Genomic DNA, 23,013 nt, shown 5'->3' on the forward strand with positions numbered 1-23,013 from the left:
ACTCCTTTACTAAATTAGAACTTCACCGCTAAGCGGGCTTGTGAGATTTGTTTCCGGTCAACCGTAATGGTCTTGTGCCGGGTTTTATCTAAGTAATCAAGCGTTAAGGTTTCCGGCGTAACTTCCTTTAAGTCGCCCTCAAAAACCTTTTTACCGTCAACTTTTTGGTATAAACCGATGTGGACGTATTGGCCCACGGCATTTTCATAATCGGCTTCCCTTTTTAACGGCCGTTCCGCGCCAGGTGAAGAAACTTCCAAGAAGTAGGCCTGGGGAATCGGGTCCGGATCCATCGTATCTAATTTTTCACTTAATTCATCACTAACCATTGCACATTCTTCAATGTTAATGCCGCCTGGTTTATCGATATAAATTCGCAGGTACCAACTCTGGCCCTCACGAACAAATTCTACATCAACGAGTTCAAATTGGTGAGCAGTGACGATCGCCTGTGCGATCGGCTGAATCGTCTCAACAACGTTATTGCTCAAGATTGCGCCTCCTGTCCAGATTAGTCCAATAAAAAGAGTGAGCATCGCTGCTCACTCGTTAACGAGTTTTAAATTACATTTATATATTAGCATAATTATGGCAAAACCGCAACTTTACGCCGTTTACTCCCGTTATTTTAGCAAAAATTAATGAAAAACCAGCGTTAATTTTGACCCGTCGTCATCAATAATGACTAAAAATGATTTTAACTCACCGGGTCACGCTCAGTTCTGACTAGTACGGAACCAGTTAATCACGTCCCAAAAATCCGGTAACTAAAAACGGGTCACCGCTGAAACTCGACTGAGCTTCGACGGTTACCCGTAATGACACGACTTTAAAATTTTAGAATAGTGACAACTGGTTCTCATCAGGAAGGTCGTTTAACACGCCGTTTTCGGTCATGAAATCGATCAGCGTTTGAGAAACCTTGCCCCGTTTAGACAAGTCTTCCTTAGACAAAAACGGCTTATCGGCCCGGGCAGCGACAATCTGCTTGGCAACGTTCAACCCTAGACCAGGGACGGCCCGGAACGGCGCAATTAACGTATCACCGTCAATCAGCCAGTCCGACGCGTCCGACTTATACAGGTCGACCATCTTGAATTTAAACCCGCGTTCCAACATTTCGTTGGCCAGTTCCAAAACCGTTAGCAGGTTCTTTTCCTTCGCGGAAGCGTCCATCCCCTTATCGGTAATGACTTTCATTGCGTCCTTAGTCGCGTCCTTACCGTTAGCCATGGCAACTAGGTCAAAGTCGTCGGCCCGTACGGAGAAGTACGCGGAATAATAAACCAGTGGGAAGTACACTTTGAAGTAGGCCACCCGCAACGCCATCAAAATGTAGGCGGCGGCGTGGGCCCGCGGGAACATGTACTTGATTTTTAAGCACGATTCGATGTACCAGTCGGGCACGTTAGCGTCCTTCATAGCCTGTTGCCATTCGTCGGGGATCCCACGACCCTTCCGCACGTGTTCCATAATTTGGAAGGACATGTCGGATTCCATTCCGTAGTGGATCAAGTCGGTCATGATGTTATCCCGACAACCAATAACTTCGGCCAGTGTAACCGTGCCGTCCTTGATCAGTTCTTCAGCGTTGCCCAACCACACGTCGGTCCCGTGGGACAACCCCGAAATTTGAAGCAATTCGTTAAAGGTCGACGGGTGGGTTTCTTCCAACATTCCGCGCACAAACCGGGTCCCAAATTCCGGAATACCAAGGGTCCCAGTCTTCGAAAAGATCTGGTCTTCCGTCACCCCCAAAACTTCGGGGCTGGAGAAGATCTTCATAACGTTGGGATCAACCGGCGGAATACTTTCCGGCTTGATACCGGAAAGGTCTTGTAACATCCGGATCATCGTCGGGTCATCGTGCCCCAGAATATCGATTTTCAAAATGTTGTCATGGATCGAGTGGAAATCAAAGTGGGTCGTTTGCCAAGCGGCGGTCTGGTCATCGGCCGGGTACTGGACCGGCGTAAAGTCGTAAATATCCATGTAGTCCGGCACAACGATGATCCCCGCCGGGTGTTGACCGGTCGTCCGTTTGACCCCGGTCATTCCCTTCGCCAACCGGTCAATTTCGGCCGTGCGAATGTTTTGCTCGGTATCCCGTTCATACCCCTTAACATAACCATAACCGGTCTTGTCGGCCACCGTACCAATCGTCCCCGCCCGGTACACGTTCTTTTCACCGAACAGTACCTTAGTATAATTGTGGGCGATTGGTTGGTAGTCCCCGGAGAAGTTCAAATCAATATCGGGGACCTTGTTCCCATAAAACCCTAAGAACGTTTCGAAGGGAATGTTTTGACCGTCACGTACCATGTTCGTGCCGCACTCCGGGCAGTCCTTCGGCGGTAAATCGTAACCGGAACCGTACTCGTTATTGGTATAAAATTTCGAATACTGGCAGTTTGGACAGCGGTAGTGTGGTGGCATCGGGTTAACTTCGGTGATCCCGGATAAAGTCGCGACCAAACTGGACCCGACCGATCCCCGGGAACCAACTAAGTACCCGTCCTTATTACTCTTAAACACTAATCGTTGGGCAATCAGGTAAATAACCGAGAACCCGTTACCGATAATACTCTTTAGTTCCTTATCGACCCGGGCCTGAACGATCTCGGGTAACGGATCACCGTACCAGGCGTGGGCCCGGTCCATCGTCAGCTTCTTGATTTCAGCTTCGGCACCGGCCATCCGGGGCGTATACAGTTTGTCCTTAACGGGGCGCACAAACTCAAACTGGTCGGCAATGGCCCGCGGTGTTTCAACGACGATCTCGTGGGCGGTTGCTTCACCCAAGAACCGAAAATCGGCTAACATTTCGTCCGTAGTGCGGAAATGCACATCCGGCCACTCGGTCCGCTTGCGCCCTAAAGCAATTTTAGGCTGGGACTTGATCAAAACGGTTCGGTAGATCTTATCTTCTTTATTCAAGTAGTGCACGTCACCGGTCGCCGCGACCGGAATGTGTAGTTCGTGGCCTAAATCGACCATGTTCTTAATAATTTCTTCAAGGTGTTGGTTATCCGCAATTAAGCCGCTTTCGACTAAATCGGCGTAAACACCCTTCGGCTGAACTTCTAAAAAGTCGTAATAGCTGGCTTTTTGTTTGGCCTCGGCGCGGCCCTTTTGCATCATCGCGGTAAAAACTTCCCCGTTATGACAACCGGAACCCACTAGTAGACCATCACGGTACTTGTTCAGCACGCTTCGCGGTACCCGTGGCACTCCGGCAAAGTATTCAACGTTGGACAACGAGACGATTTTAAATAAGTTTTTTAGCCCGGCCTGCGTCGTCGCGTACAGGGTGGCATGAAACGGTCGGGCGTGTTTATACGCGCCGTTTTCACTCATGTGATCATTCAACTGATTATGCCGTTGCACTCCGTAACGGTCCTCGGCGTCCTTGAGGAAAATGTGGTTTAAGTGCCCCGTTGACTCGGCATCGTAAATCGCTCGGTGATGGTGCTCCAAATTAACGTTAAACTTCTTGGACAGTGAGTCCAGCGTGTAACGCCGAAAATCCGGGTATAACCAGCGGGCCAACGTCAAGGTGTCGATGATGGGGTTCGTGATTGGGTCCATGTGGTGCCGGGCGTAACCGGTATTCATAAAGCCCATATCAAAAGTAACGTTGTGCCCGACGATGATGGCGTCGCCGTAAAATTCACGGAATAACCGGAAAACCTCTTCTTCCGATTTAGACCCCCGGACCATTTCGTCGGTAATACTGGTCAAATTAGTTGTCTGCGCGGAAAGGTGGAACCCGGGATCAATAAACTCTTCAAACTGATCAACGACGTTCCCCTTTTCCATCTTAACAGCTGATAGTTCAATGACCCGGTCGTAAATCGCGGATAACCCGGTCGTTTCGGTATCAAAAATGACGTAAGTCGAATTTTTCAGGTCGACCGGCGCGTCGTTATAAGCAATCGGTACCCCATCATCGACCATGTTGGCTTCAACCCCGTACAAGATCTTAACGTGGTTCTTCTCACCAGCCGCAAACGCTTCGGGGAAAGCCTGGGCACCGGCGTGATCGGTGATTGCAATGGCCGGCATCCCCCACTTGCCCGCTTGTTTAACGTAGTCGCTGATACTGTTAGTCGCATCCATGGTACTCATATTGGAATGCACGTGCAGTTCGACCCGTTTATCATCGGCGGGCGCCTTATCTTGGCGACTCGCGTGACTCGTTTCGTTGATGTCATAAGCGTTAATGGTCAGGTCCCGCATGAAACTATCTTCTTGAACCGACCCCCGGACCCGGACCCACATACCGGTATTAAGCGCGGCAAATTGGGCTTCGTCGTCGGCGTTTCTGGAGAATTTCTTAACCACCATTGACGAACTATAGTCGGTAATCTTTAAAATTAACAGCTGCCGTTGCGACCGCAGCGTCCGGACTTCCATGTCAAAGACGTAACCTTCAACGATGACTGACCGTTCTTCTTCCGTAATTTGAATCAGTTGTTTTGCCGGTTCCTGTGGGTTGATTTGTTTTCCTAACTGGACCGGACCGTCAACGGGTGCCGGATTATCCGCCTGCTTGGCCCGCTTTTCATTAGCTTTTTTAATGGCGGCTTCGGCCTTTTTAGCCAGTTCCTGATCCGACTTGGCCTTTTGAGCGTGAAATTCCTGAATTTTAGCCTGTGACGCGGTTTCGTCGATCATCGTATGAATCGAAAACTTCGGAAAACCGAGTTGTTGATACGTACTTTCGATGGGGCCAAGCGCCTGGTTGGTCAAGAAGTTCTGGATCACTTCATTTTCGGCTAACAGAATCACCCGGCCGTCGTCTAACGTGGGAACGTTGCTATTACACAGGGATTGGACTAGGGGTGAAGAAATCCCACTATTTTGAACGATCCACTCCCAATAATCGGCTAACGCCCGCGCATTCAATTCCTGGTCATCGGTCGTAAAGACCATGGTAACGTTGGCTATGTCTTTAAACGCCATCCGTAATTTATTTTGAAACGTCATAAATTCGGTATATGGCAATACGTGTTGGAAATGCAAATGAAATTCCCAAACTTTTGAGGCCTGGTGAACGGTCAGCTTAGTGACGGCGGCGTCTTCAAACGCTGCTTCCTTGGGCATCTCAATTTGTTCGAGGAGTTTCTCAAACATTTCCTGCTGATTTAAGCTCACACGTGCTCCTCCTTTGTTTCAACTACCTAACTAAAATCACCTAGTTTCTAAGTTGCCGAAACTAGGTGATTTCCGCATCCACTAAAGATTAAGTGTACGCATTTTTTAGTCAACATGCAACGCTTAGGGTGCGGTGACTAATCGATATTTTTAAGTAAAACAGCCAAGTTATTGGCGATTTCTTCGGTCTTAACTTCCAAGGTTTCGCCGGTTTCACGGAGTTTAATTTCCACGATTCCTTCGCTAGCCTTTTTACCGATGGTGATCCGGGCAGGAATCCCCATCAGATCCGAATCGGCAAACTTAACGCCGGGACGTTCCTTACGGTCATCGTAAAGCACTTTATAGCCGGCCGCTTCGAGTTGCTTTTCAACTTGGTCAGCTACTTCCACTTGGTCGGTTTTCTTAGGGTTGACCGGAATCACGTGCACGTCAAACGGGGCGATGGCTTTTGGCCAGATCAAGCCGTTTTCATCGGCCTTTTGTTCGGCGATGGCGGACAATAACCGGGAAACCCCGATACCGTAACAACCCATGATTACCGGAATACTGCGTCCGTTTTGGTCCAAGACTTCGGCGTGCAAGTCCTTGGAGTAACGGGTCCCCAACTTAAAGATGTGCCCAATTTCGATCCCCTTCGTAAACTTGAGGACCCCGGCACCGTCTGGTGACAATTCACCTTCCTGCGCGAAGCGAATGTCCACGTAGTCTTCGGCGTGGAAATCACGTTCAGGATTAACGTTGGTGAAGTGGTGACCGTCTTCATTGGCCCCAACGGTAATGTTGACCATGTCCTTAACGTACACGTCGGCAACGATTTTAACGTCATCACTCACGTTGACCGGACCCAGTGAACCAAAGCTGGCGCCTAGGTATTCCTGTGCTTGTTCCGGCGTTGCCATTTCCAAGAAGTCGGCCCCCAGGTAGTTCTTCAACTTAACGTCGTTCACTTCGTGGTCCCCACGAACCAACGCCATTACGGGTTGGTCGTCGGCCATGAACAAAATACTCTTAACGAGTTGGTCAGCACCGACCTTCAAAAAGTCGGCAAGTTCGTCAATCGTTCCGACTCCGGGGGTGTCAATTTTTTCCATGTCTTTTAATGAAGCGTGCGACTTCTTCGGTACGTAGAGGCTCCGGGCCATTTCAAGGTTAGCCGCGTAGTCGCTCGCATCGGAATAAACGATCGTGTCTTCACCGACCGGCGCAATGGCGGAATATTCACGGGAATCCTTCCCACCCATCGCACCACCGTCACCAATAATTGAACGGAATTGTAACCCGCAACGTTCAAAAATGTTTTGGTAAGCCTGTGCCATGTCTTGGAACGTATCGTCTAAGGAGCTTTCATCGGCGTGGAAGGAGTAGGCGTCCTTCATGATAAACTCACGTCCCCGGAGTAACCCGTAGCGCGGACGGTCTTCATCACGGTACTTCGCTTGAATTTGGTACAACGTTAAAGGCAAGCGTTTGTAAGACTTCACTTCGTCACGAATAATGGACGTGAAGGTTTCTTCGTGGGTTGGGCCCAGGATGAATTCACGGTCGTGACGATTCTTAAGCTTAAATAGTTCCGGACCGTACGTGTCGTAACGGCCGGTCGCCTTCCAGAGTTCAGCAGGAATAACCGCGGGTACGAGCATTTCAGCCGCGTCGATTTTTTCCATTTCTTCCCGAATAATTTTTTCAATATTCGTTAACACCCGGTAGGCTAACGGTAAATAAGCGTACATCCCAGCAGAAATCTGGCGAATGTAGCCGGCACGGAGCATCATTTGATGACTAAGCGCTTCGGCGTCATTCGGCACTTCCTTTAAAGTTGGGATTAATAGTTTCGATTGTTTCATCTACTAAACGTCTCCTTATAGTTCCATTTTAATCAGTGACTCAGAAAAAATAACGTTGAATATCATTCCAAGTAACTAAGATCATTAATAACATTAATAGGCCAAAACCAATCAGGGTAATGACACTTTCGGTTTCAACCCGCAGCGGTTTGCCACGGATACCCTCCACAATGTTCAGTAATAGTTTACCACCATCAAGGGCCGGAATTGGCAACAAGTTAACAATTCCAAGGTTGATTGAGAGGACTGCCAGCAAGTAGATCACCTGGCGGACCCCCGATTTGGCGGCCTGTGACGTCGTCGCAAAAATTGCGACTGGGCCACCTAAATCGTTCAAACTAAATCCATGGGTCACCATTCGTCCCAACACTTGGAAAATTTGCTTGGTGATGCCCCACGATCCGGTAAAGCCGTACGCCAACTTCGCGCCCAAACTCTTATTGGTCGTGGTGTCCCACACGACTCCGATTTGACCAATGCGATTACCAGAAACCGTTTTAGCCGCTGGTGTGACGGCCACCGTCTTGGCCTGGCCGTGCCGCTTGACCGTCAAGTCCATCTTTTGCTTGGGACTATCCTGAATCAGGATTGAAATGGATTGCGCACTGGTCATCTTTTTACCGTTGACCGCGGTAATCTGGTCCCCCGCCTGAATGCCGGCCTTACGGGCTACCGAGTTAGCCGTGGTACTAGCCACGTTGGTTGTAACGGTGGTGACGCCCCCCTGCATAAAGGCCAGGATGGCGAACGTAATGATGGCCAGAATGAAGTTATTCATCGGCCCGGCAAAGTTGGTCAACATCCGCTGCCAAAGTTTTGCCGATTGAAACTGAACGTCGACCGGTGCAATTTGCACCTCGGTGCCGTCACTTTCAATGATGGTAGCGTCGTGGTCGACTTGGTAACGTTTAACTTCGCTTTCGTCACCGTTCTCGTAACCTTCGATCCATAAGCCTTTTTCCAGGTCACTAGCGGTTACCGAGAGCGGAATGCCGTTGAACAAGGTCGTTTTTTTACTGGCATTGATCGAGTGGACCAACCCATCGTCACCAATCATTAAACTGACCGGGGTACCGGGTTTTAATTCTTCATCTTCGTCGTCGGCCACCCCGGCCATCCGCACATACCCCCCAATTGGGAGGAACCGTAACGTGTACGTCGTAGCATTGCGCCGAAACGCGACCGCTTTCGGCCCCATCCCAACGGAAAATTCCCGGACCAGGATACCGGACCGTTTTGCAAAGTAAAAGTGGCCGAATTCATGGACGATGACTAGAATCCCGAAAACGATAATGAACGTAATAATTGTAACTATCAAATAAACGCTCCTTTCTCCCAGGATGACTGGGGGTGTTCAGCGTTAAAAGAGGCCGAATAAATGTGCGATGGGGAAAACCAGCAACATACTATCAAAACGGTCTAAGATACCACCGTGTCCGGGTAAGATCTTCCCCGAATCCTTGACACCGTAATAACGTTTCAAAGCCGATTCAACTAAGTCACCAAATTGCCCAACGATTGACAAGACAATGGTAATTAAAATCATACTGAACGCGTTAGCGTAACCCACGTGAAAACCGATGGCAAACGCCCCGGCAATAACCACACCAATGATACTACCACCAATGCAGCCTTCCCAGGTCTTATTGGGACTGATTGGCGTAACTTTGTGCTTACCAAGCTTACGCCCAACCATGTAAGCCCCACTATCAGTCGCCCACACGATGAACATTAGGAAAAGTAACATATAAACACTTACGCCACGGGCCGCCGTGAAATAGTTAAAGCCCATGCCGATGTACAACATTCCTAACGTTAACACCCCGGCGTCGTCAAACGAAAAGCGATTGCGTGACCACACCGTGTGCAATAGTAACAAGATCACTAAGAAGTACACCACGTACTCTTTATTGAGCTGTGCGGGTAACCCGTTAAACCACTTGTTAGGAGCAATTTGAATCATGACCGCTAACATGCTGACAATGGCTTCAAATGAAATCAGCAGTTTCTTGCGCATAATTAGCAGTTCACTCATGGCAACTGCCCCTAAAAACATCGCGACGATATCCAGCGTCACGCCCCCGATAAAGATTACCGGGATAAAAAGAATCAAAGCGATAACCGCCGTAATGACCCGTTGTTTCATCCTACAAAACTCCCTTATTTTTTATCCGTCAACCCACCAAAACGGCGGTCACGGCTCTGAAAATCCGCGATGCACGCTTGTAAAGTTGCCGCTGTAAAATCTGGCCACTTAACGTCCGTGAAAACCAGTTCACTGTACGCAATTTGCCAAAGCAAAAAGTTTGAGATGCGTTCCTCACCACTCGTCCGAATCAGCAAATCCGGATCGTTGTATGGTGCAAGTGGTGCCGTCATCAAAGCTTGATCGACCGTTTTTTCCGTAATATCGGCGGGTTGCAATTGCCCCTCCGCGACGGCCCGCGCAATCTTTTGCACTCCGGTGACCATTTCAGCACGGGAACCGTAGTTCAGTGCAAAATTAAGCACCATCCCGTCACAGTCCTTCGTGTCTTCGATTGCATCGTGAACTGCCTTTTGGGTCGCAGCTGGCAGTTTATCCGTATAACCCATGACGGCTACGCGGACGTTATTTTTAATCAGATCCGGCACGAAGGTGTCAAAAAAGTTAACGGGAAGTTGCATCAAGTAATTGACTTCGTCACTCGGCCGCTTCCAGTTTTCCGTTGAAAAAGCGTATAACGTTAACACTTTAACCCCGAGGTCACTGGCCGCCACCGTAATTTTTTTAACGGTGTTCATGCCTTCCTTGTGGCCCGCAATTCGTGGCAAATGCCGCGCCTTGGCCCAACGCCCATTCCCATCCATAATAATCGCAACGTGCGCAGGCACCCGCTGGGGGTCTAGTTGCACGTCGGTCTTATCCGCGGGATCATTTTTATTAAAAAAAGCGAACAAATCGCACCTCCACAAAAATAGCTTAACTAAGCACTATTTTACCAAAAAAAGTCTGATTTAACTATCTTCTGCTAAAAAAGGCCCGGCTTTCTCGTAATTTAAAGGTAATTTTAACGTAATGTTACGCTAATTGTACACCGCCCGGGCACGAGTTGCGCGCTATAACCAGCGCGGGCGGTGACCAGCCGTGGCAATTATGCTAAAATCGAAGTTACGCGGGTGTGTTAACCAACCACACCAGTATGATCAAAATCACGATTAAAGGATGTCAAACATGCAAGAATTAAGCTACACTTCAACCGATACGTTGGCCGGTCCGGTCAGCGCGACCCAGTGGGACGGCCAATCATTTTCAACTTACATTGCCAGCGTGCTGCCGCTCGAAGCCAGCCTACTGTCGATGGTGGTCGAAACTTTGAACGCCAAAAATAGTCCGGTCATCACGGTTGCAATCGAAGCCGTTGAACACCAATTTCAGGATATGGCTAAAATTAAGGAAGAAGTTGACCAGGCTGCACACCAACTACGTGCGCTCCGTTTAACGACTGATTTTGATGGCAGCCACGCCACGGTAACGGCGCTGGCAAACTTAAACTACGACGCCGCACGGGGCCAAATAACGATCGAAGTGGCTCCGGCCGCGTTGCTGGCGTTCGCCTGGGTCAAACGGACCTTTGAAGCCTTTGCCAGTGCGCCGTGGCGAGAATTGGAATCCCGCCATACTCAGCTGACCTACCTGTTTATTGCTAATCAGCAAACACCCCACGGTAAAGTGGGCCTGTCCCGTTCCGCAATGGCAACTCAGCTTGGCATCAGTCGCGGATTACCCGATAAATTTATTGGCAAACTAGTTGCCGCTAAAATCAAGAGCGAGTTTGATGCACATCACTGGTTCACCGACTTCGCACTAACCGCTAACGTGGGTGGCTACCAACTAATTTGGTAACTCACCATCAAATAAAGCCCCATCCGCTCAAGGCCGCGGATGGGGCTTTTATTAATAGGGCTAGTGAATTAGCCTTCCAAGATTTCCTTTTCCTTGTCAGCAACGATGCTATCCACCGCTTTACCAGCTTGGTCGGTAATCTTTTGGTTTTGTTCTTCTAATTGGTGTAACTGGTCATCGGTAAACTGACCATCCTTGTTACCCTTCTTTAAGGCTTCCATGGCGTCACGACGGACATTCCGTACGGCAACCTTAGCCCGTTCACCTTCGGCCTTAACGTCCTTAGCAAGCTCCTTACGGCGTTCTTCCGTTAATTGTGGAATCACTAACCGAATAGCGGTCCCGTCGTTGGCAGGACTAATGCCTAAGTCGGAAGCTAAAATGGCTTTTTCGATTTCCTTTAAGGCACTCTTATCAAACGGTGTGACCATTAAAACCCGTGGTTCGGGTACGGTGATGGCGGCCATCTGGTTCAAAGGCGTCTGCGCGCCGTAGTAGTCCGCCGTGATTCGGTTCAGTAAGGAAGCGTTGGCACGACCAGCCCGAATATTACCGAGTTCGCGTTGCAAAGCGGCTTCCGCTTTTTTCATCCGTTCCTGTGCATCTTTTAAAATTGGTTCTGTCACTGCCATGTTATTTCCCCCTGACCGTCGTACCGATGTGTTCACCGGCAACGACTTTACGAATGTTACCAGGCTTATTCAAGTTGAAAACGACAACCGGAATATCATTATCCATCGATAATGAACTAGCGGTAGTGTCCATCACTTGTAAGCCCTTGTTGATAATATCAAGGTGTGTTAAGGTGTCGAACTTAACGGCACTCTTATCCTTGTTAGGATCAGCGGAGTAGACCCCGTCCACGCCGTTTTTAGCCATCAAGATGGCGTCCGCGTTAATTTCAGCGGCCCGTAAAGCAGCGGTGGTATCGGTTGAGAAGTACGGGCTACCCGTTCCACCGGCAAAAATTACGATCCGGCGTTTTTCCAAATGCCGCATGGCTTTGCGCCGAATGTATGGTTCAGCGATCTGCCGCATTTCAATGGACGTTTGGACCCGGGTCGGGACACCGATCGATTCCAAGTTATCTTGGAGTGCGAGGGCGTTCATAATGGTCGCTAACATACCGATATAATCGGCCTGTGCTCGCTCCATTCCCATTTGGGCACCGGCTTCACCACGCCACATGTTACCACCACCAACGACGATGGCAATTTGTACGCCCATATCATAGACGTCCTTTAATTCTTCTGCGACCGTTTTGATTACCGGCGGGTTGATTCCAAAACCCTTTTCACCGGCTAAGGCCTCACCACTAAGTTTTAGGATCACGCGCTTATATTTAACTTCCGACATCGTTTTGTCCTCCTCGAAATTATCTGACTCCATTTTACCATATTATTAATAACCGTTATAGCACCGCACGGCACGACTGGTAAAAATTAACCGTATTCACAAAAAAAGGGACCATGGCAAGGCTTCACCATAATCCCCCTTCAGTGTGTTAATTAGTCTTTGATTTGACCCATAACTTCGTCGACGAAGTTATCAGCCTTCTTTTCGATTCCTTCACCAACTTCAAAACGAATGAAGGTGTTGACCTTACCACCCTTTGATTCAACAAAGTGTGAAACGGTTTGGTCAGAATCCTTAACGAATTCTTGATCGTCCAAGCTAATTTCTGAGAGCCACTTGTTCAAACGGCCTTCGACCATCTTTTCAACGATCTTTTCAGGCTTACCTTCGTTTAAGGCTTCCTTAACTAACACGTCCTTTTCGTGTGCTAACGTTTCAGCAGGCACTTGTGAACGGTTGACGTATTCTGGGTTGATGGCAGCGACGTGCATAGCAACGTCCTTGGCAGTTGCTTCGTCAGCACCGTCTAAGACTACCAAGACACCGATTTGGCCGCCATTGTGCAGGTATGAGCCAAAGTTTTGGTCGTCACCCTTTTCAACCACGTGGAAACGCCGGAGACTGATCTTTTCACCAGTCACTTGGGTCGTTTCGATGATGTCATCCTTCACCGTACCGTTAGCCGTCTTTAAAGCTAACGCGTCGTCAACGGACTTTGGTTCTTCGGTGGCAATTTTGTCGGCAAGTTCAGCAACTAAAGCCTTGAACTTATCAGTTGAAGCAACGGAGTCGGTTTCACAGTTAACTTCCACGATGGCAGCTTTATTACCCTTAATGGCAACGGCAGTCATCCCTTCGGCAGCAACGCGGCCGCTCTTCTTTTCAGCTTTGGCAACGCCCTTTTCACGTAAGACGTCAACGGCTTTTTCCATGTCGCCTTCAGTTTCAACTAACGCCTTCTTGGCGTCCATCATACCAACACCGGTTTTGTCACGGAGTTCTTTAACTTGTGCTGCAGAAATCTTTGCCATAGTTTACTCTCCTTTGAGTAGCTCATTTTTTAGATAAAAGGCTGCCCTCAAAATCAGGCCGATAAGGTCCGCGATTTTTAAGACAGCCTAATTATTTCGAATTAATTATTTGTCAGACTTTTTGTCATTGTCGCCTTCAACGGCTTCAACGATGTCTTCCAATGAGTCAGCAGACTTTGCGTCCTTGTCACCCTTGAATGAGTCTTCGGTAACGTCTTCGTCTTCACCCTGACGACCTTCGATGACAGCGTCAGCCATCTTAGAAGTAATCAAACGAACGGCACGGATAGCGTCATCGTTTGATGGGATGATAACGTCGATGTCATCTGGATCAGTGTTGGTATCAACCATCGCCACGATCGGAATGTTCAACTTTTGAGCTTCCTTAACCGCGATTTGTTCCTTGCGAGGGTCAACGATAAAGATAACGTCTGGAATCCGAGGCATGTCTTCGATACCGCCAAGGAATTTTTCGAGCTTAGCCCGTTGTTTCATCAATAATGAAACTTCCTTCTTAGGTAAACGATCGAAAGTACCGTCTTCTTCCATCTTCTTTAAATCTTTAAGACGCTTGATCCGAGTTTGGATGGTGTTCCAGTTGGTCAAAGTCCCACCTAACCAACGGTGGTTAACGTAGTATTGACCGGCACGGGTAGCTTCTTCTTCGATTGAGTCTTGGGCTTGTTTCTTAGTCCCAACGAAAAGAATAACACCATCGTCAGCCGCAGCATCCTTAACGAAGTTGTAAGCTGAATCGATCATCTTAACCGTCTTTTGTAAGTCAATGATGTAGATCCCGTTACGTTCCGTAAAGATGTAAGGCTTCATCTTAGGGTTCCAGCGACGAGTTTGGTGACCAAAGTGGACACCGGCTTCAAGCAATTGTTTCATAGAAATAACAGCCATGATAAATGTTCCTCCAAAAATTTGTTTTGCTCATCCCCACCGCTCACTTGGTTACGGAACCCTCCCGGGCACAACCGCAACCATCACGCTGGGTGTGAAATTGGTTTTAACACCGAAAATTAGTATAACGAATATTCGGGGCCCTTGCAAGCTATTTTACCGGGAATTTGTGATTTGGCCGAAGTGTGATAAAATACTATTTCGCATAGGAGGCTCAACTCAACATGATAAAAGCCATCATTTTTGATCTTGACGATACGTTGTACGATCAAAAATCGCCCTTCGTGGCCGCCCTGTCCCAAACTTTTTCCCGGACATTGACGACCGACGAAGCGGCACAAGTTTTTAAACGGTTTCATGATTTTAACGATCAAACTTTTAACCAGGTCAAAAATCAAGAACTCAGTCTCGAAGCTTGGCAAACTGCCCGTGTTAGACACGCGTTAGCTAAGTTAACCACGGACACCATCAGTACCGATTGGGCAATCCAATTTGAAATGGCCTACCAAACCGCGCTAAAACATATTCAACTGTTTAGCGGCCTGCCAGGCACATTGACTCGGCTCAGTCGCTGTTTTGAAATCGGCATCATTACTAACGGGCCGGCCCAAATTCAGCGCGACAAACTACGCCAGCTACAAATTCAGCACTACGTCCACCCCGACCACATCTTCATTTCCGAAGAATTGGGCATCGCCAAACCGGACCCGTCAATTTTCACCACCTGGGCACACCAAGTTGGAATCAAAGCCAACGAAGCCGTGTACGTTGGTGATAACGCCTCGCTCGACATGACGAGCGCTAAACACGCCGGTTGGCAAACGTTTTGGTTTAATCACCGTCAAAATGATCAGGTCAAACCAACGGTGATTCCCGACCAAATCATCCAGAGTCCCGCGGAACTTAACGAATTATTACTTGCTTTAGTTCAAGCGGCGACCCTGTAATTCACGAAATATTTACCCATTTGTATTTATTTTAACATGGACACCGAACGCCCCGACGCCAGTCATTTGGTTATGTCGGGGCGTTTTTGGGCAAAAAAAGTACCGCTACCTAACCGATAGCGGTACTTTCAACTTAATTTTATCAGAAATTAGTCAAACTTAACTTGGGTGTCAGCTTTACCAGTTTCGATGAATTGTTTGTTGTTGTCCATTGAGATGTGCACCATGTTGTGAACGGCTGGTTCCGTGTAGAACGCAGTATGTGGTGTAATCAAAACGTTGTCACGTTCGAACAAGTTCATGAAGACCTTGTCATCAATGGTTTGACCTTCAAGGTCCTTGTTGAAGATCTTAGTTTCGTATTCATAAGTGTCAAGGGCGGCACCGGCAACCTTGCCAGAGTCTAAGGCCTTGATCAAGTCTTCTGAATCGATGAGCGTCCCACGGGCAAAGTTCAAGATGTAAGCACCATCTTTCATCTTGCTGAAGGCGTCCGCATTTAACATGTGGTAGTTATCCTTCAAAGCAGGAACGTGTAAAGTAATGACGTCAGCTTGGGCGTATAATTCGTCCAAGGTATCAACGTACATACCTTCTTTGTCAAGTTCAGCGTTACGGTAAACATCGTAACCGATGACCTTAGCACCGAAGCCCTTGAAGATGTCAATAGCGGCGCGACCGATCCGGCCAGTACCAATAACACCAACAGTCATCGTGTTTAATTCTTTGGAAATGTTTGGTGCCCAACGGAAGTCTTGCTTAGCTAACTTCTTGTTGAATTTTGGCGTTTGACGTAATAATTGCATCAATTGGGTTACTGACAATTCAGCAATCGCATTTGGTGAATATGCAGGTACGTTAGAAATCTTCAACCCACGTTCCTTAACAGTTGGGACGTCGACGTTGTCGACACCAACGTTACGAAGTGAGATGTTCTTAACACCTTCGTCAGCTAATTTGTTTAAAACTGCGGCGGTGTAATCCTTTTGTTGGTATACATCGGCACCGTCAAAGCCCTTAGCTAATTCGGCAGTTTCTTCAGTAAGTAAGTCTGGAACTAATTTTACTTCAACGTCTGGGTTTTCTTTCATCCAAGTGTCGAAGAAAGGACGTTCGTCATCACGTACAGCATATGCAATAATTTTCATTACAAGAATTCCTCCTATATATTGATACATTAGATATTATAACAGTAAATATCAGAAAAAGTATGCAAAATCGTGAAAACTTTGCTAAATTTTCACATTGTGAACTGCCAAGTATTTTAGCTTGGCAGCTCTAGTCTGATGTTTAAAGGCATATTCAGCTTTCAAGGCTGAAGACTTGTCACTGAAAACTTCATGATAAATTAATTGTAAAGGTCGGCGGGTCTTGGGACGGGTATACTTCGCCCCCTTCCCCGCGTTATGGGTTGCGAGACGGCGCTGAAGATTGTCCGTAAAGCCACCGTACAAAGTGTTGTCGGCACACAGTAGCACGTAAAAATAGTACGGTTTAGACGTCGTTGTTTTAGTTGCCATAGAGGAGCTGGTGCACCTCTTTTCCGTACGTTCCGTCCGCCTGATAAACCGTTAAGGGCGGCATGATCCGCACACCGTTGGGTTTACCATCTTTGATCATTTCGAGTAAGACCATGTTTGCTTCGCGGTCGGCCTTAGGGTGTACGAACCGAATACGCTTGGGCGCTAAGCGGTGCGTTTTCATCGTCTGGAACAAGTCGTCAAGCCGTTCTGGCCGGTGAACAAAGTAGGCCTTCCCATTCATCTTCAGCAGGTCACTGGTGACCGCCATAATTTGGTCAAGACTCGCCGTTCCTTCGTGGCGGGCAATCGCTAAATGGGGATTGGGATTTTTGACACTTTGCGGTTGATTTTTAAAGTACGGCGGATTACACAGAACCGTATCCACCGAATCTTTGGCAAGTTTGTCCGTTAAGTTTAATAAGTCAGTGTTTAATACCGTCATTTGCTGTTCCAAGTGGTTTAACTGGACGCTCCGTTTAGCCATGTCCGCCAGCCGGGGCTGCAGTTCAACCGCGGTAATGTGTCCCCGAGTTTGCTCACTAACAAACAGGCCGACCGCACCGTTACCGGCACATAAGTCCACGATTTGGCTGCTAGCGGCCCTGGCAACCTGGGAAAAAGCCCCTAACAAAACGGCGTCCAGTGAAAAAGCAAACACGTGTGGACTTTGAATGATTTGAATGTTTTTACTATATAGTTGATCAATACGCTCATCGGCGTTTAACGTAATTTCGGCCATTTGCCGCCACCTCTCTATAACGTCCCTGCAAGCATACCATACAATCTACTTGCAGAATTCATAAAATTTCGTCATACTGTGAGCAGTTATTTAACGAAAGGAAGATCGTGATGTTTTATTCATTTATGCGCGGCCTCGTTCGGCTGATCATCACCATCATTAATGGACGTCCCCGCTATCAGGGTCGCGAAAATCTCCCCGAAGGCACGTACATCCTCGTGGGACCGCACCGTACTTGGTTTGATCCGCTCTACTACGCCTTAGCCGGAAGTCCCATGAAATTTAGTTTTATGGCGAAGGAGGAGCTGTTTAAGAACCCCGTGTTACGTTTCATCTTAAAACACGCCAACGCGTTTCCGGTCGACCGGAAACATCCCGGCCCCTCCGCAATCAAGACCCCGGTTAAATTTCTGCGTAAGGGCGAGTTGTCCTTGATCATGTTTCCGTCCGGTACCCGGCATTCCCAACAACTTAAGGGTGGCGCCACCGTCATTGCTAAAATGGCCGGTGTTCCGCTAGTACCCACGGTCTACCAGGGTCCCTTAACCTTTAAGCGACTTTTTAGCCGGCAAAAAATCACCGTCCGTTTTGGCAAGCCAATCTACATTGACCGTAAGCTCAAACTAGACGAGGCGGGCCAAAAAGTGATTGAAACTCAGATGCTGGCCGCATTTGACGAACTTGATCGACAGATTGATCCCAGTTTTAAATACGTGGATCCAGCTAGTCAAAAGCAATCACACTAAGTGCCGTGCTTTATAAACTTTAGAAAAAGTACGTCATTATTATAGTAGAAATCAAGCTTAAATTTGCTTTAAATAAAAAAAGTGCCGGAAAATAATTTCCGGCACTTTTTTTATTTAAAACGTTACCCTACTTGCTGTCGTTACGTGAAGCAGCTTTCATGGAATTTAACATTTGGTGCAATTTCTTTTCGGATGGGCGTTGACCCATTTGCATCATCATGCTGCGCAACATCTCTTCGCTGATTGGTGGGTTTTGCTTTAAGTAGTTTTGCATGTAGTGCCGCGCACCAAAGAAACCACCGGTTAAGCCAACTAAGACACCCACGATCACGATTAAGATCCAAATACCAGTAGACACAGTCATTCCCCTCCCTTATTACAGTCTTCAATAAACTAGTCTACACAAATTAATAATAAAAGAAAAGGAAAATTTGTCGATTGACAAATTTTCCTGAAACCGGTTAATCGTTCCGTAATCCCCGTTCGCGTTGAACGCGGCGAACTTTTTCCGGCGTTACTTCGTTACCTTGCTTATCAAAGACTTGCAACGATTCCACTTGTTGACGGAATCCAGCCCGAAACTCTTTTAAGTACTTTTGCCGTAAGTCCTTACGTTCAATTTCTTCTAATTCAGTTAGCCCTTCGGCTTTCGCCTTATGAGCTAGTTCATTGATTCGATCAAGTAATTCTTTTGAAATCAATTCAACAGCTCCCTTCAAAACAAGAATAGAATACACGAAAAATGACCCTAAATCAAACAAAAGATTTTGTCAACCGAACATTTGTTTGAAAGCCGTGAAAAGCTATGCTACAATTGGGTTAAATAATTAATGAAAATAATAAATGAGGTGCCAAGATGAGTAAAACATCGGAAAGCAAACAAATGGCCGTTCTGCGTTTTATTTATGAACGTGTCAATGAAAAAGGATACCCGCCAACCGTTCGCGAAATTGGCGAAGCCGTTGACTTATCTTCGACTTCCACCGTCCATGGACACATTGCACGGTTAGAAAAAAAGGGCTTTATCCAAAAGGATCCCACAAAACCACGGGCCATTGAAGTGACCGCTGCCGGTTTCGAAGCCTTAGGCGTTGAAACCACGCCCCACCAAATTCCAGTATTAGGGACCGTCGCTGCGGGGCAGCCAATTCTTGCCGTGCAAGAAGCCACCGACTATTTCCCGATTCCAAAGGATTTAGAATCCTTTGGGGGTGACTTGTTCATGCTCACCATTCGGGGTGAAAGTATGATTAACATCGGTATTTTAAATGGTGACCAGGTCATCGTGCGCCGCCAAAGTTCGGCGGACAACGGTGATATCATTATTGCCATGACCGACGAAAACGAAGCCACGTGTAAGCGATTCTTTAAAGAAGCCGACCATTACCGGTTGCAACCAGAAAACGATACGATGGCACCAATCATTTTAAATAACGTTGCCGTTCTAGGTAAGGTCGTTGGCCTTTACCGTGATATGCTCTACTAAACTTGATTATTTAACGCCCAATCTACCTTGGATTGGGCGTCTTTTTTTGATAGTGACCCGTAAAGTTCACAGCCACCCCACCCGTCTTTAACTTTTTACGATTTTACCAGATATTTTCTAAATCGTTACCGGAGAGCGAATGGTTCAATGGTATAATGATTATACTATTTCAAACATCAGGAGTTGGTCTCATGTTATTTTTAGCCATTATTGGCCTCATTGTTTTTTTACTCGCGCTCTTTTCCGTCATCTCTGCTCGGCAAAACGGCGGGGGGTGGAAATTTCTAACGGGAGTCGCGGTCGTCAGTGTGCTAGTCACCGGCTACGCCATCATCAAGTTACCCTACTGGCCGTATAACCAGTCAGCAACTTCCACTGCTAAAAAAACGACTTCCAGCACTGCTAGTTCGAGTGTCAAGTCAAGCAGCAGTGCCAAGCTAGGCTCTTCACAGGCCATCTTTAACGAAGACAGTCAAAAACGGACGGCTGCGACCACGAAGCTCAAAGAAGAAAATATTCTTAAACAGTTGCAGACCAACTATAAGGACATTGGGACCGTTGCCTTTGATAAAAAGACTAAGACCTTTACGATCACGCCTACTGGTAAAAAATACGTCAAATCGTTAAAGATCATCAAAGCACACCCGGACGATAATCAAAAAGCCATTACCACCATTACGTCCAATTTTAAATCCCTGTCCAAATCCTTAAAGAAAAACCTAGCTGCCGGTTACACGATCCGGTTGTTAGAACCCGGAAAAACTGACCGCACTTTAATCAGTCTGAAGGACGGCAACGTGATTACCAACAACTTAAACAAATAATAAAAAGCTTGATTATACCAACTTATTGGTATGACCAAGCTTTTTTGTTATGCCCATTTATCTAGGTATTGTCGTTGTTCATCGTGTTGACCCGTTAATACGAAACGGTGCGGGTCGCTGGCGTAGTCCAATTCCTGATCATCCGCCTTCCAAGCTAATTGTGACTTGAACAACTGCTCGTACTCGGTAACACTGACCCGTTGACGTCGCGCTAAGCATTGCGGTAACCCGGTATCTAACCCGTTGGCATAGTCAGCCTGAAGGACTCCGGTATAAAATTCCCCTTCGGCGCCAGATCCGTAGCTAAACAGACCTAGCCGATCGCCGGCTTCAAGCTTCGGATCCGTCAACAACTGTGACAATAAGCTTAAATAGAGTGAGCCCGTGTACAAGTTACCCACGTACCGGTTTAGTTTCCGCGCACATTCAAAATGGGCGACCCAGGACTCCTGCTGCGTTTCACTGACTAATGGCAAGGCGCTCCGCAACGCCTTAAGTCCCATTTTTGTATAGGGCAAGTGAAACACTAAGGCGGTCAAATCGCTGGCACTAGTCCCCGTTGACTCAAGGTAACCCTTAAAGACGTCTTGAAAGTAATCAATATAAATATTTGAAGAGAATTTACCGTCAACCAACGCTTCTGTATGGTACAGTGGCCGCCAAAAGTCCATGACGTCCTCACTCAGTAACGTTGATTCCGTTCCCAACGCTAAAATTTGCGGATCAGCACTGATTAGCATCGCAACGGCGCCGCCACCCTGGGTTGGTTCGCCGGGGGTGTTCAGTCCGTACCGGGCAATGTCCGCGCCGATAACGAGGGCTTTTTTATCCGGGTGTACCCGGACGTGTTCCTGTGCGAGCTGAACTCCCGCCGTTCCAGCGTAACAAGCTTCCTTCATTTCAATTGTTCGGGTTCGACGGTTTAGTCCGAGCAGGTGCGCAACGTAAATTGCACTGGCCTTTGAATTATCAATACCCGATTCAGTTGCCACAACCAATAGGTCAATGGCCTGAATATCTTCCGCCGTCAGCATCGGGTACGCCGCGTTGGCAGCAAGTGTCACGATGTCTTGACTCGGCGGGATGGCCGCCATTTGGGCCTGCCCAATCCCAATCAAATACTTATCCGGTTCCGCGCCCCTTGCGCGTGCAAGTTCCGTCATGTCCACGTATAAATGTGAAGATGCAAAGTGCATCTTATCAATTCCGACCTTCACGTTCATTCCTCCATTTGTTAATACCAATTTCTTATTTAGTCAAGCTTCCCCAGTGATCCCAAGTAGTGAAAATCAGGATCATTGCCGTGCTTGAAACAGCTAAACGCCCGGGTACTTTCATTATGAAAAGTGACCACAATTGCCGGGGTGGCCCACGTAGACGCGGCCCAGAAAACGGCGCCGTCCATCCCGCGATTATCATTCGGATAACGGTGGTATCCGCGCTGTTCGTCCCAAATAATTCCGTGCGTGTTGACCCAGTCTTCCGCTAGTCCGGCTTCCAGTTGAACCATTACGTCGGCGTTATCGCGAATCAGCGCCGCCATTTTTGACCAGTCCAATTGACGATCATGTTGTTTAGGCAATTGGTACCGCGTTCCTAACGGTGTGTGGTGCAAACTTATTGGGTCAAAATCAATAAAATCCAATTGATCATCCCCTTTTCTTTAAGTTACCCTTTTTAAGTATAGCATGCCTGAATTAAAATTTCGGTAAGTAATCCCTTGACCTGAAACGGGTTCCATAAGGTACATTAATGATGCGCCAAGAAAACGCTAACATTCATTTCGTTCAGGAGGTCATCTTATGTGGTTTTGGCACCGAAAACAATCTAAACAACTTACCGCACCCGTCCGCGGGCACCACGTTCCGCTATCCAGTCATTCGTCGTTACTTTTGGCCATTCACCCCACTGATTTGGCCGTTTACGCCCCACTAAACGGAGAAGTTCGGGCACTGACCAGCAGCAGCTTGCGTCTGGTTGGCCTGGACGGGCAAACTTACCGGCTTGCATTATCGACTAATACGGGGTACTTTAATTGGCAGGTTCGGGTTGGCGACAGCGTTTCACCGCTAAACTTATTAGGAACCCTGAGTCAAAAACTACCCACGAATGCGGTAGTGACGTGTGAACGTTTAAGTACCAAGCAGCGTACCCGTCTCAACCAACCGGCCTACGCCGTCAACTATTAGTGACTAAATTTACAAATTCTGACCACCACCTAACTGAATCCATTAGGTGGTGGTTTTTTCGTACTCTTCAGATCTTTAACGGTTTAATTTGGACACCGCATTGCCGTTCGACATCGAATTAATGTGGCCTGGTTTTTTAAAGTCAGTGTTTTTTCAGATGAATTTGTAACCGCGCTCACCCATCATAGTACACAGTCTTTCTTCTGATTTCCTAGTAAATCTAGTTGTCAAACTAATAAAAAACGGTAAAATTAGTAAATAGGAATGCCGATTTAACGGTGTTCTGTTAGTGTGTTCCCCGTGTATACGGGGGTGATCCCAATTACAATTTACTCACCCGGACGAACTTGCTGTGTTCCCCGTGTATACGGGGGTG

At 47.5% G+C, this 23,013-nt stretch carries 23 protein-coding genes and 1 CRISPR repeat array (1 of these 24 cut by a window edge); of the genes, 6 read left to right on the forward strand and 17 right to left on the reverse strand.

Annotated features, from left to right (window positions below; all coding sequences use genetic code 11):
• Positions 1–14: 14 nt before the first annotated feature.
• The 6 genes from rimP to D1831_RS03660 all read right to left on the reverse strand — a co-directional run bounded on the left by rimP (position 15) and on the right by D1831_RS03660 (position 9,944).
• On the reverse strand, positions 15–536 hold the full coding sequence (gene rimP, locus D1831_RS03635; protein WP_179950285.1) for a ribosome maturation factor RimP: 522 nt from the start codon (positions 534–536) through the stop codon (positions 15–17).
• A gap of 301 nt (positions 537–837) precedes the next feature.
• Entirely contained in the window at positions 838–5,157 is a 4,320-nt protein-coding gene (locus D1831_RS03640) for a PolC-type DNA polymerase III (protein WP_125071571.1), read from the reverse strand.
• 137 nt (positions 5,158–5,294) lie between these two features.
• Entirely contained in the window at positions 5,295–7,004 is a 1,710-nt protein-coding gene (locus tag D1831_RS03645) for a proline--tRNA ligase (RefSeq protein WP_125071572.1), read from the reverse strand.
• Positions 7,005–7,044: 40 nt separating this feature from the next.
• Positions 7,045–8,322: an RIP metalloprotease RseP gene (gene rseP, locus D1831_RS03650; RefSeq protein WP_125071573.1), complete on the reverse strand. Its 1,278-nt coding sequence runs from the start codon at positions 8,320–8,322 to the stop codon at positions 7,045–7,047.
• A 42-nt stretch (positions 8,323–8,364) separates the two neighbouring features.
• Positions 8,365–9,150 carry a phosphatidate cytidylyltransferase gene (locus D1831_RS03655; RefSeq protein ID WP_125071574.1) on the reverse strand — a complete coding sequence of 262 codons (786 nt, stop codon included), beginning with the start codon at positions 9,148–9,150 and terminating at the stop codon, positions 8,365–8,367.
• 14 nt (positions 9,151–9,164) lie between these two features.
• Positions 9,165–9,944, reverse strand: coding sequence for an isoprenyl transferase (locus D1831_RS03660; protein WP_125071575.1), 780 nt, complete (start codon positions 9,942–9,944; stop codon positions 9,165–9,167).
• Between the two features lie 274 nt (positions 9,945–10,218).
• Here D1831_RS03660 and D1831_RS03665 point away from each other — a divergent pair, with 274 nt between their 5' ends.
• A complete protein-coding gene (locus tag D1831_RS03665) occupies positions 10,219–10,890 on the forward strand; it encodes a hypothetical protein (RefSeq protein ID WP_125071576.1) in 672 nt (223 codons plus the stop codon).
• A gap of 68 nt (positions 10,891–10,958) precedes the next feature.
• Here the strand turns inward: D1831_RS03665 and frr are convergent, their stop codons facing one another.
• The 4 genes from frr to rpsB form a co-directional block, all read right to left on the reverse strand.
• A complete protein-coding gene (gene frr / locus D1831_RS03670; RefSeq protein ID WP_125071577.1) occupies positions 10,959–11,522 on the reverse strand; it encodes a ribosome recycling factor in 564 nt (187 codons plus the stop codon).
• Position 11,523: 1 nt separating this feature from the next.
• Positions 11,524–12,246 carry a UMP kinase gene (gene pyrH, locus D1831_RS03675; RefSeq protein ID WP_057707297.1) on the reverse strand — a complete coding sequence of 241 codons (723 nt, stop codon included), beginning with the start codon at positions 12,244–12,246 and terminating at the stop codon, positions 11,524–11,526.
• A 152-nt stretch (positions 12,247–12,398) separates the two neighbouring features.
• Positions 12,399–13,277 (reverse strand): translation elongation factor Ts, encoded by an 879-nt coding sequence (gene tsf / locus D1831_RS03680; protein WP_125071579.1) that lies wholly within the window; start codon positions 13,275–13,277, stop codon positions 12,399–12,401.
• Positions 13,278–13,382: 105 nt separating this feature from the next.
• The gene (gene rpsB, locus D1831_RS03685; RefSeq protein ID WP_125071580.1) at positions 13,383–14,183 is read right to left on the reverse strand and encodes a 30S ribosomal protein S2; all 801 of its coding nucleotides are present in this window, start codon (positions 14,181–14,183) and stop codon (positions 13,383–13,385) included.
• Between the two features lie 224 nt (positions 14,184–14,407).
• On the opposite strand from rpsB, the gene D1831_RS03690 reads away from it, so the two are divergent.
• Positions 14,408–15,130: an HAD family hydrolase gene (locus D1831_RS03690; RefSeq protein ID WP_125071581.1), complete on the forward strand. Its 723-nt coding sequence runs from the start codon at positions 14,408–14,410 to the stop codon at positions 15,128–15,130.
• Between the two features lie 149 nt (positions 15,131–15,279).
• Here D1831_RS03690 and D1831_RS03695 read toward each other — a convergent pair whose 3' ends face one another.
• The 3 genes from D1831_RS03695 to D1831_RS03705 all read right to left on the reverse strand — a co-directional run bounded on the left by D1831_RS03695 (position 15,280) and on the right by D1831_RS03705 (position 17,392).
• On the reverse strand, positions 15,280–16,278 hold the full coding sequence (locus D1831_RS03695) for a D-2-hydroxyacid dehydrogenase (protein ID WP_125071582.1): 999 nt from the start codon (positions 16,276–16,278) through the stop codon (positions 15,280–15,282).
• An 84-nt stretch (positions 16,279–16,362) separates the two neighbouring features.
• Positions 16,363–16,650: a GIY-YIG nuclease family protein gene (locus D1831_RS03700; protein WP_125071583.1), complete on the reverse strand. Its 288-nt coding sequence runs from the start codon at positions 16,648–16,650 to the stop codon at positions 16,363–16,365.
• Complete coding sequence (locus D1831_RS03705; protein ID WP_125071584.1) at positions 16,640–17,392, reverse strand: tRNA1(Val) (adenine(37)-N6)-methyltransferase; 753 nt, start codon at positions 17,390–17,392, stop codon at positions 16,640–16,642. The genes D1831_RS03700 and D1831_RS03705 overlap by 11 nt, the downstream gene beginning before the upstream one ends.
• A 110-nt stretch (positions 17,393–17,502) precedes the next feature.
• On the opposite strand from D1831_RS03705, the gene D1831_RS03710 reads away from it, so the two are divergent.
• A complete protein-coding gene (locus tag D1831_RS03710) occupies positions 17,503–18,138 on the forward strand; it encodes a lysophospholipid acyltransferase family protein (RefSeq protein WP_125071585.1) in 636 nt (211 codons plus the stop codon).
• A gap of 127 nt (positions 18,139–18,265) precedes the next feature.
• On the opposite strand, the gene D1831_RS03715 is transcribed toward D1831_RS03710, so the two are convergent.
• Positions 18,266–18,502: a YneF family protein gene (locus tag D1831_RS03715; RefSeq protein ID WP_125071586.1), complete on the reverse strand. Its 237-nt coding sequence runs from the start codon at positions 18,500–18,502 to the stop codon at positions 18,266–18,268.
• 97 nt (positions 18,503–18,599) lie between these two features.
• A complete protein-coding gene (locus tag D1831_RS03720; RefSeq protein WP_125071587.1) occupies positions 18,600–18,839 on the reverse strand; it encodes a DUF896 domain-containing protein in 240 nt (79 codons plus the stop codon).
• Positions 18,840–18,994: 155 nt separating this feature from the next.
• Between D1831_RS03720 and lexA the strand changes: the two genes are divergently transcribed.
• Entirely contained in the window at positions 18,995–19,624 is a 630-nt protein-coding gene (gene lexA, locus D1831_RS03725; RefSeq protein ID WP_125071588.1) for a transcriptional repressor LexA, read from the forward strand.
• 191 nt (positions 19,625–19,815) lie between these two features.
• Positions 19,816–20,448 (forward strand): hypothetical protein, encoded by a 633-nt coding sequence (locus D1831_RS03730; RefSeq protein WP_125071589.1) that lies wholly within the window; start codon positions 19,816–19,818, stop codon positions 20,446–20,448.
• A 47-nt stretch (positions 20,449–20,495) separates the two neighbouring features.
• Here the strand turns inward: D1831_RS03730 and D1831_RS03735 are convergent, their stop codons facing one another.
• Both D1831_RS03735 and D1831_RS03740 read right to left on the reverse strand, forming a co-directional pair.
• Positions 20,496–21,665, reverse strand: coding sequence for a hydroxymethylglutaryl-CoA synthase (locus D1831_RS03735; protein ID WP_125071590.1), 1,170 nt, complete (start codon positions 21,663–21,665; stop codon positions 20,496–20,498).
• A gap of 35 nt (positions 21,666–21,700) precedes the next feature.
• Positions 21,701–22,093, reverse strand: a complete 393-nt coding sequence (locus D1831_RS03740) for a hypothetical protein (RefSeq protein WP_125071591.1) — start codon at positions 22,091–22,093, stop codon at positions 21,701–21,703.
• Between the two features lie 157 nt (positions 22,094–22,250).
• Between D1831_RS03740 and D1831_RS03745 the strand changes: the two genes are divergently transcribed.
• Complete coding sequence (locus D1831_RS03745) at positions 22,251–22,637, forward strand: hypothetical protein (protein WP_125071592.1); 387 nt, start codon at positions 22,251–22,253, stop codon at positions 22,635–22,637.
• A 291-nt stretch (positions 22,638–22,928) separates the two neighbouring features.
• Positions 22,929–23,013: direct repeats of the CRISPR family, unit length 27 nt; unit sequence GTGTTCCCCGTGTATACGGGGGTGATC; it runs 674 nt beyond the window's last position.

Origin of the sequence: Lactiplantibacillus garii, from assembly GCF_003885105.1 — a bacterium.
Lineage (GTDB): Bacteria > Bacillota > Bacilli > Lactobacillales > Lactobacillaceae > Lactiplantibacillus > Lactiplantibacillus garii.

Bases quoted from the DNA above. Each gene is read 5' to 3' on its own strand.
- pyrH (WP_057707297.1), bottom strand. From the start codon at position 12,246: ATGTCGGAAGTTAAATATAAGCGCGTGATCCTAAAACTTAGTGGTGAG.
- D1831_RS03690 (WP_125071581.1), top strand. From the start codon at position 14,408: ATGATAAAAGCCATCATTTTTGATCTTGACGATACGTTGTACGATCAA.
- D1831_RS03715 (WP_125071586.1), bottom strand. From the start codon at position 18,502: ATGACTGTGTCTACTGGTATTTGGATCTTAATCGTGATCGTGGGTGTC.
- lexA (WP_125071588.1), top strand. From the start codon at position 18,995: ATGAGTAAAACATCGGAAAGCAAACAAATGGCCGTTCTGCGTTTTATT.
- D1831_RS03700 (WP_125071583.1), bottom strand. From the start codon at position 16,650: ATGGCAACTAAAACAACGACGTCTAAACCGTACTATTTTTACGTGCTA.
- D1831_RS03665 (WP_125071576.1), top strand. From the start codon at position 10,219: ATGCAAGAATTAAGCTACACTTCAACCGATACGTTGGCCGGTCCGGTC.
- D1831_RS03745 (WP_125071592.1), top strand. From the start codon at position 22,251: ATGTGGTTTTGGCACCGAAAACAATCTAAACAACTTACCGCACCCGTC.
- D1831_RS03655 (WP_125071574.1), bottom strand. From the start codon at position 9,150: ATGAAACAACGGGTCATTACGGCGGTTATCGCTTTGATTCTTTTTATC.
- rimP (WP_179950285.1), bottom strand. From the start codon at position 536: ATGCTCACTCTTTTTATTGGACTAATCTGGACAGGAGGCGCAATCTTG.
- tsf (WP_125071579.1), bottom strand. From the start codon at position 13,277: ATGGCAAAGATTTCTGCAGCACAAGTTAAAGAACTCCGTGACAAAACC.
- rpsB (WP_125071580.1), bottom strand. From the start codon at position 14,183: ATGGCTGTTATTTCTATGAAACAATTGCTTGAAGCCGGTGTCCACTTT.
- D1831_RS03645 (WP_125071572.1), bottom strand. From the start codon at position 7,004: ATGAAACAATCGAAACTATTAATCCCAACTTTAAAGGAAGTGCCGAAT.
- D1831_RS03705 (WP_125071584.1), bottom strand. From the start codon at position 17,392: ATGGCCGAAATTACGTTAAACGCCGATGAGCGTATTGATCAACTATAT.
- frr (WP_125071577.1), bottom strand. From the start codon at position 11,522: ATGGCAGTGACAGAACCAATTTTAAAAGATGCACAGGAACGGATGAAA.
- D1831_RS03695 (WP_125071582.1), bottom strand. From the start codon at position 16,278: ATGAAAATTATTGCATATGCTGTACGTGATGACGAACGTCCTTTCTTC.
- D1831_RS03730 (WP_125071589.1), top strand. From the start codon at position 19,816: ATGTTATTTTTAGCCATTATTGGCCTCATTGTTTTTTTACTCGCGCTC.
- D1831_RS03710 (WP_125071585.1), top strand. From the start codon at position 17,503: ATGTTTTATTCATTTATGCGCGGCCTCGTTCGGCTGATCATCACCATC.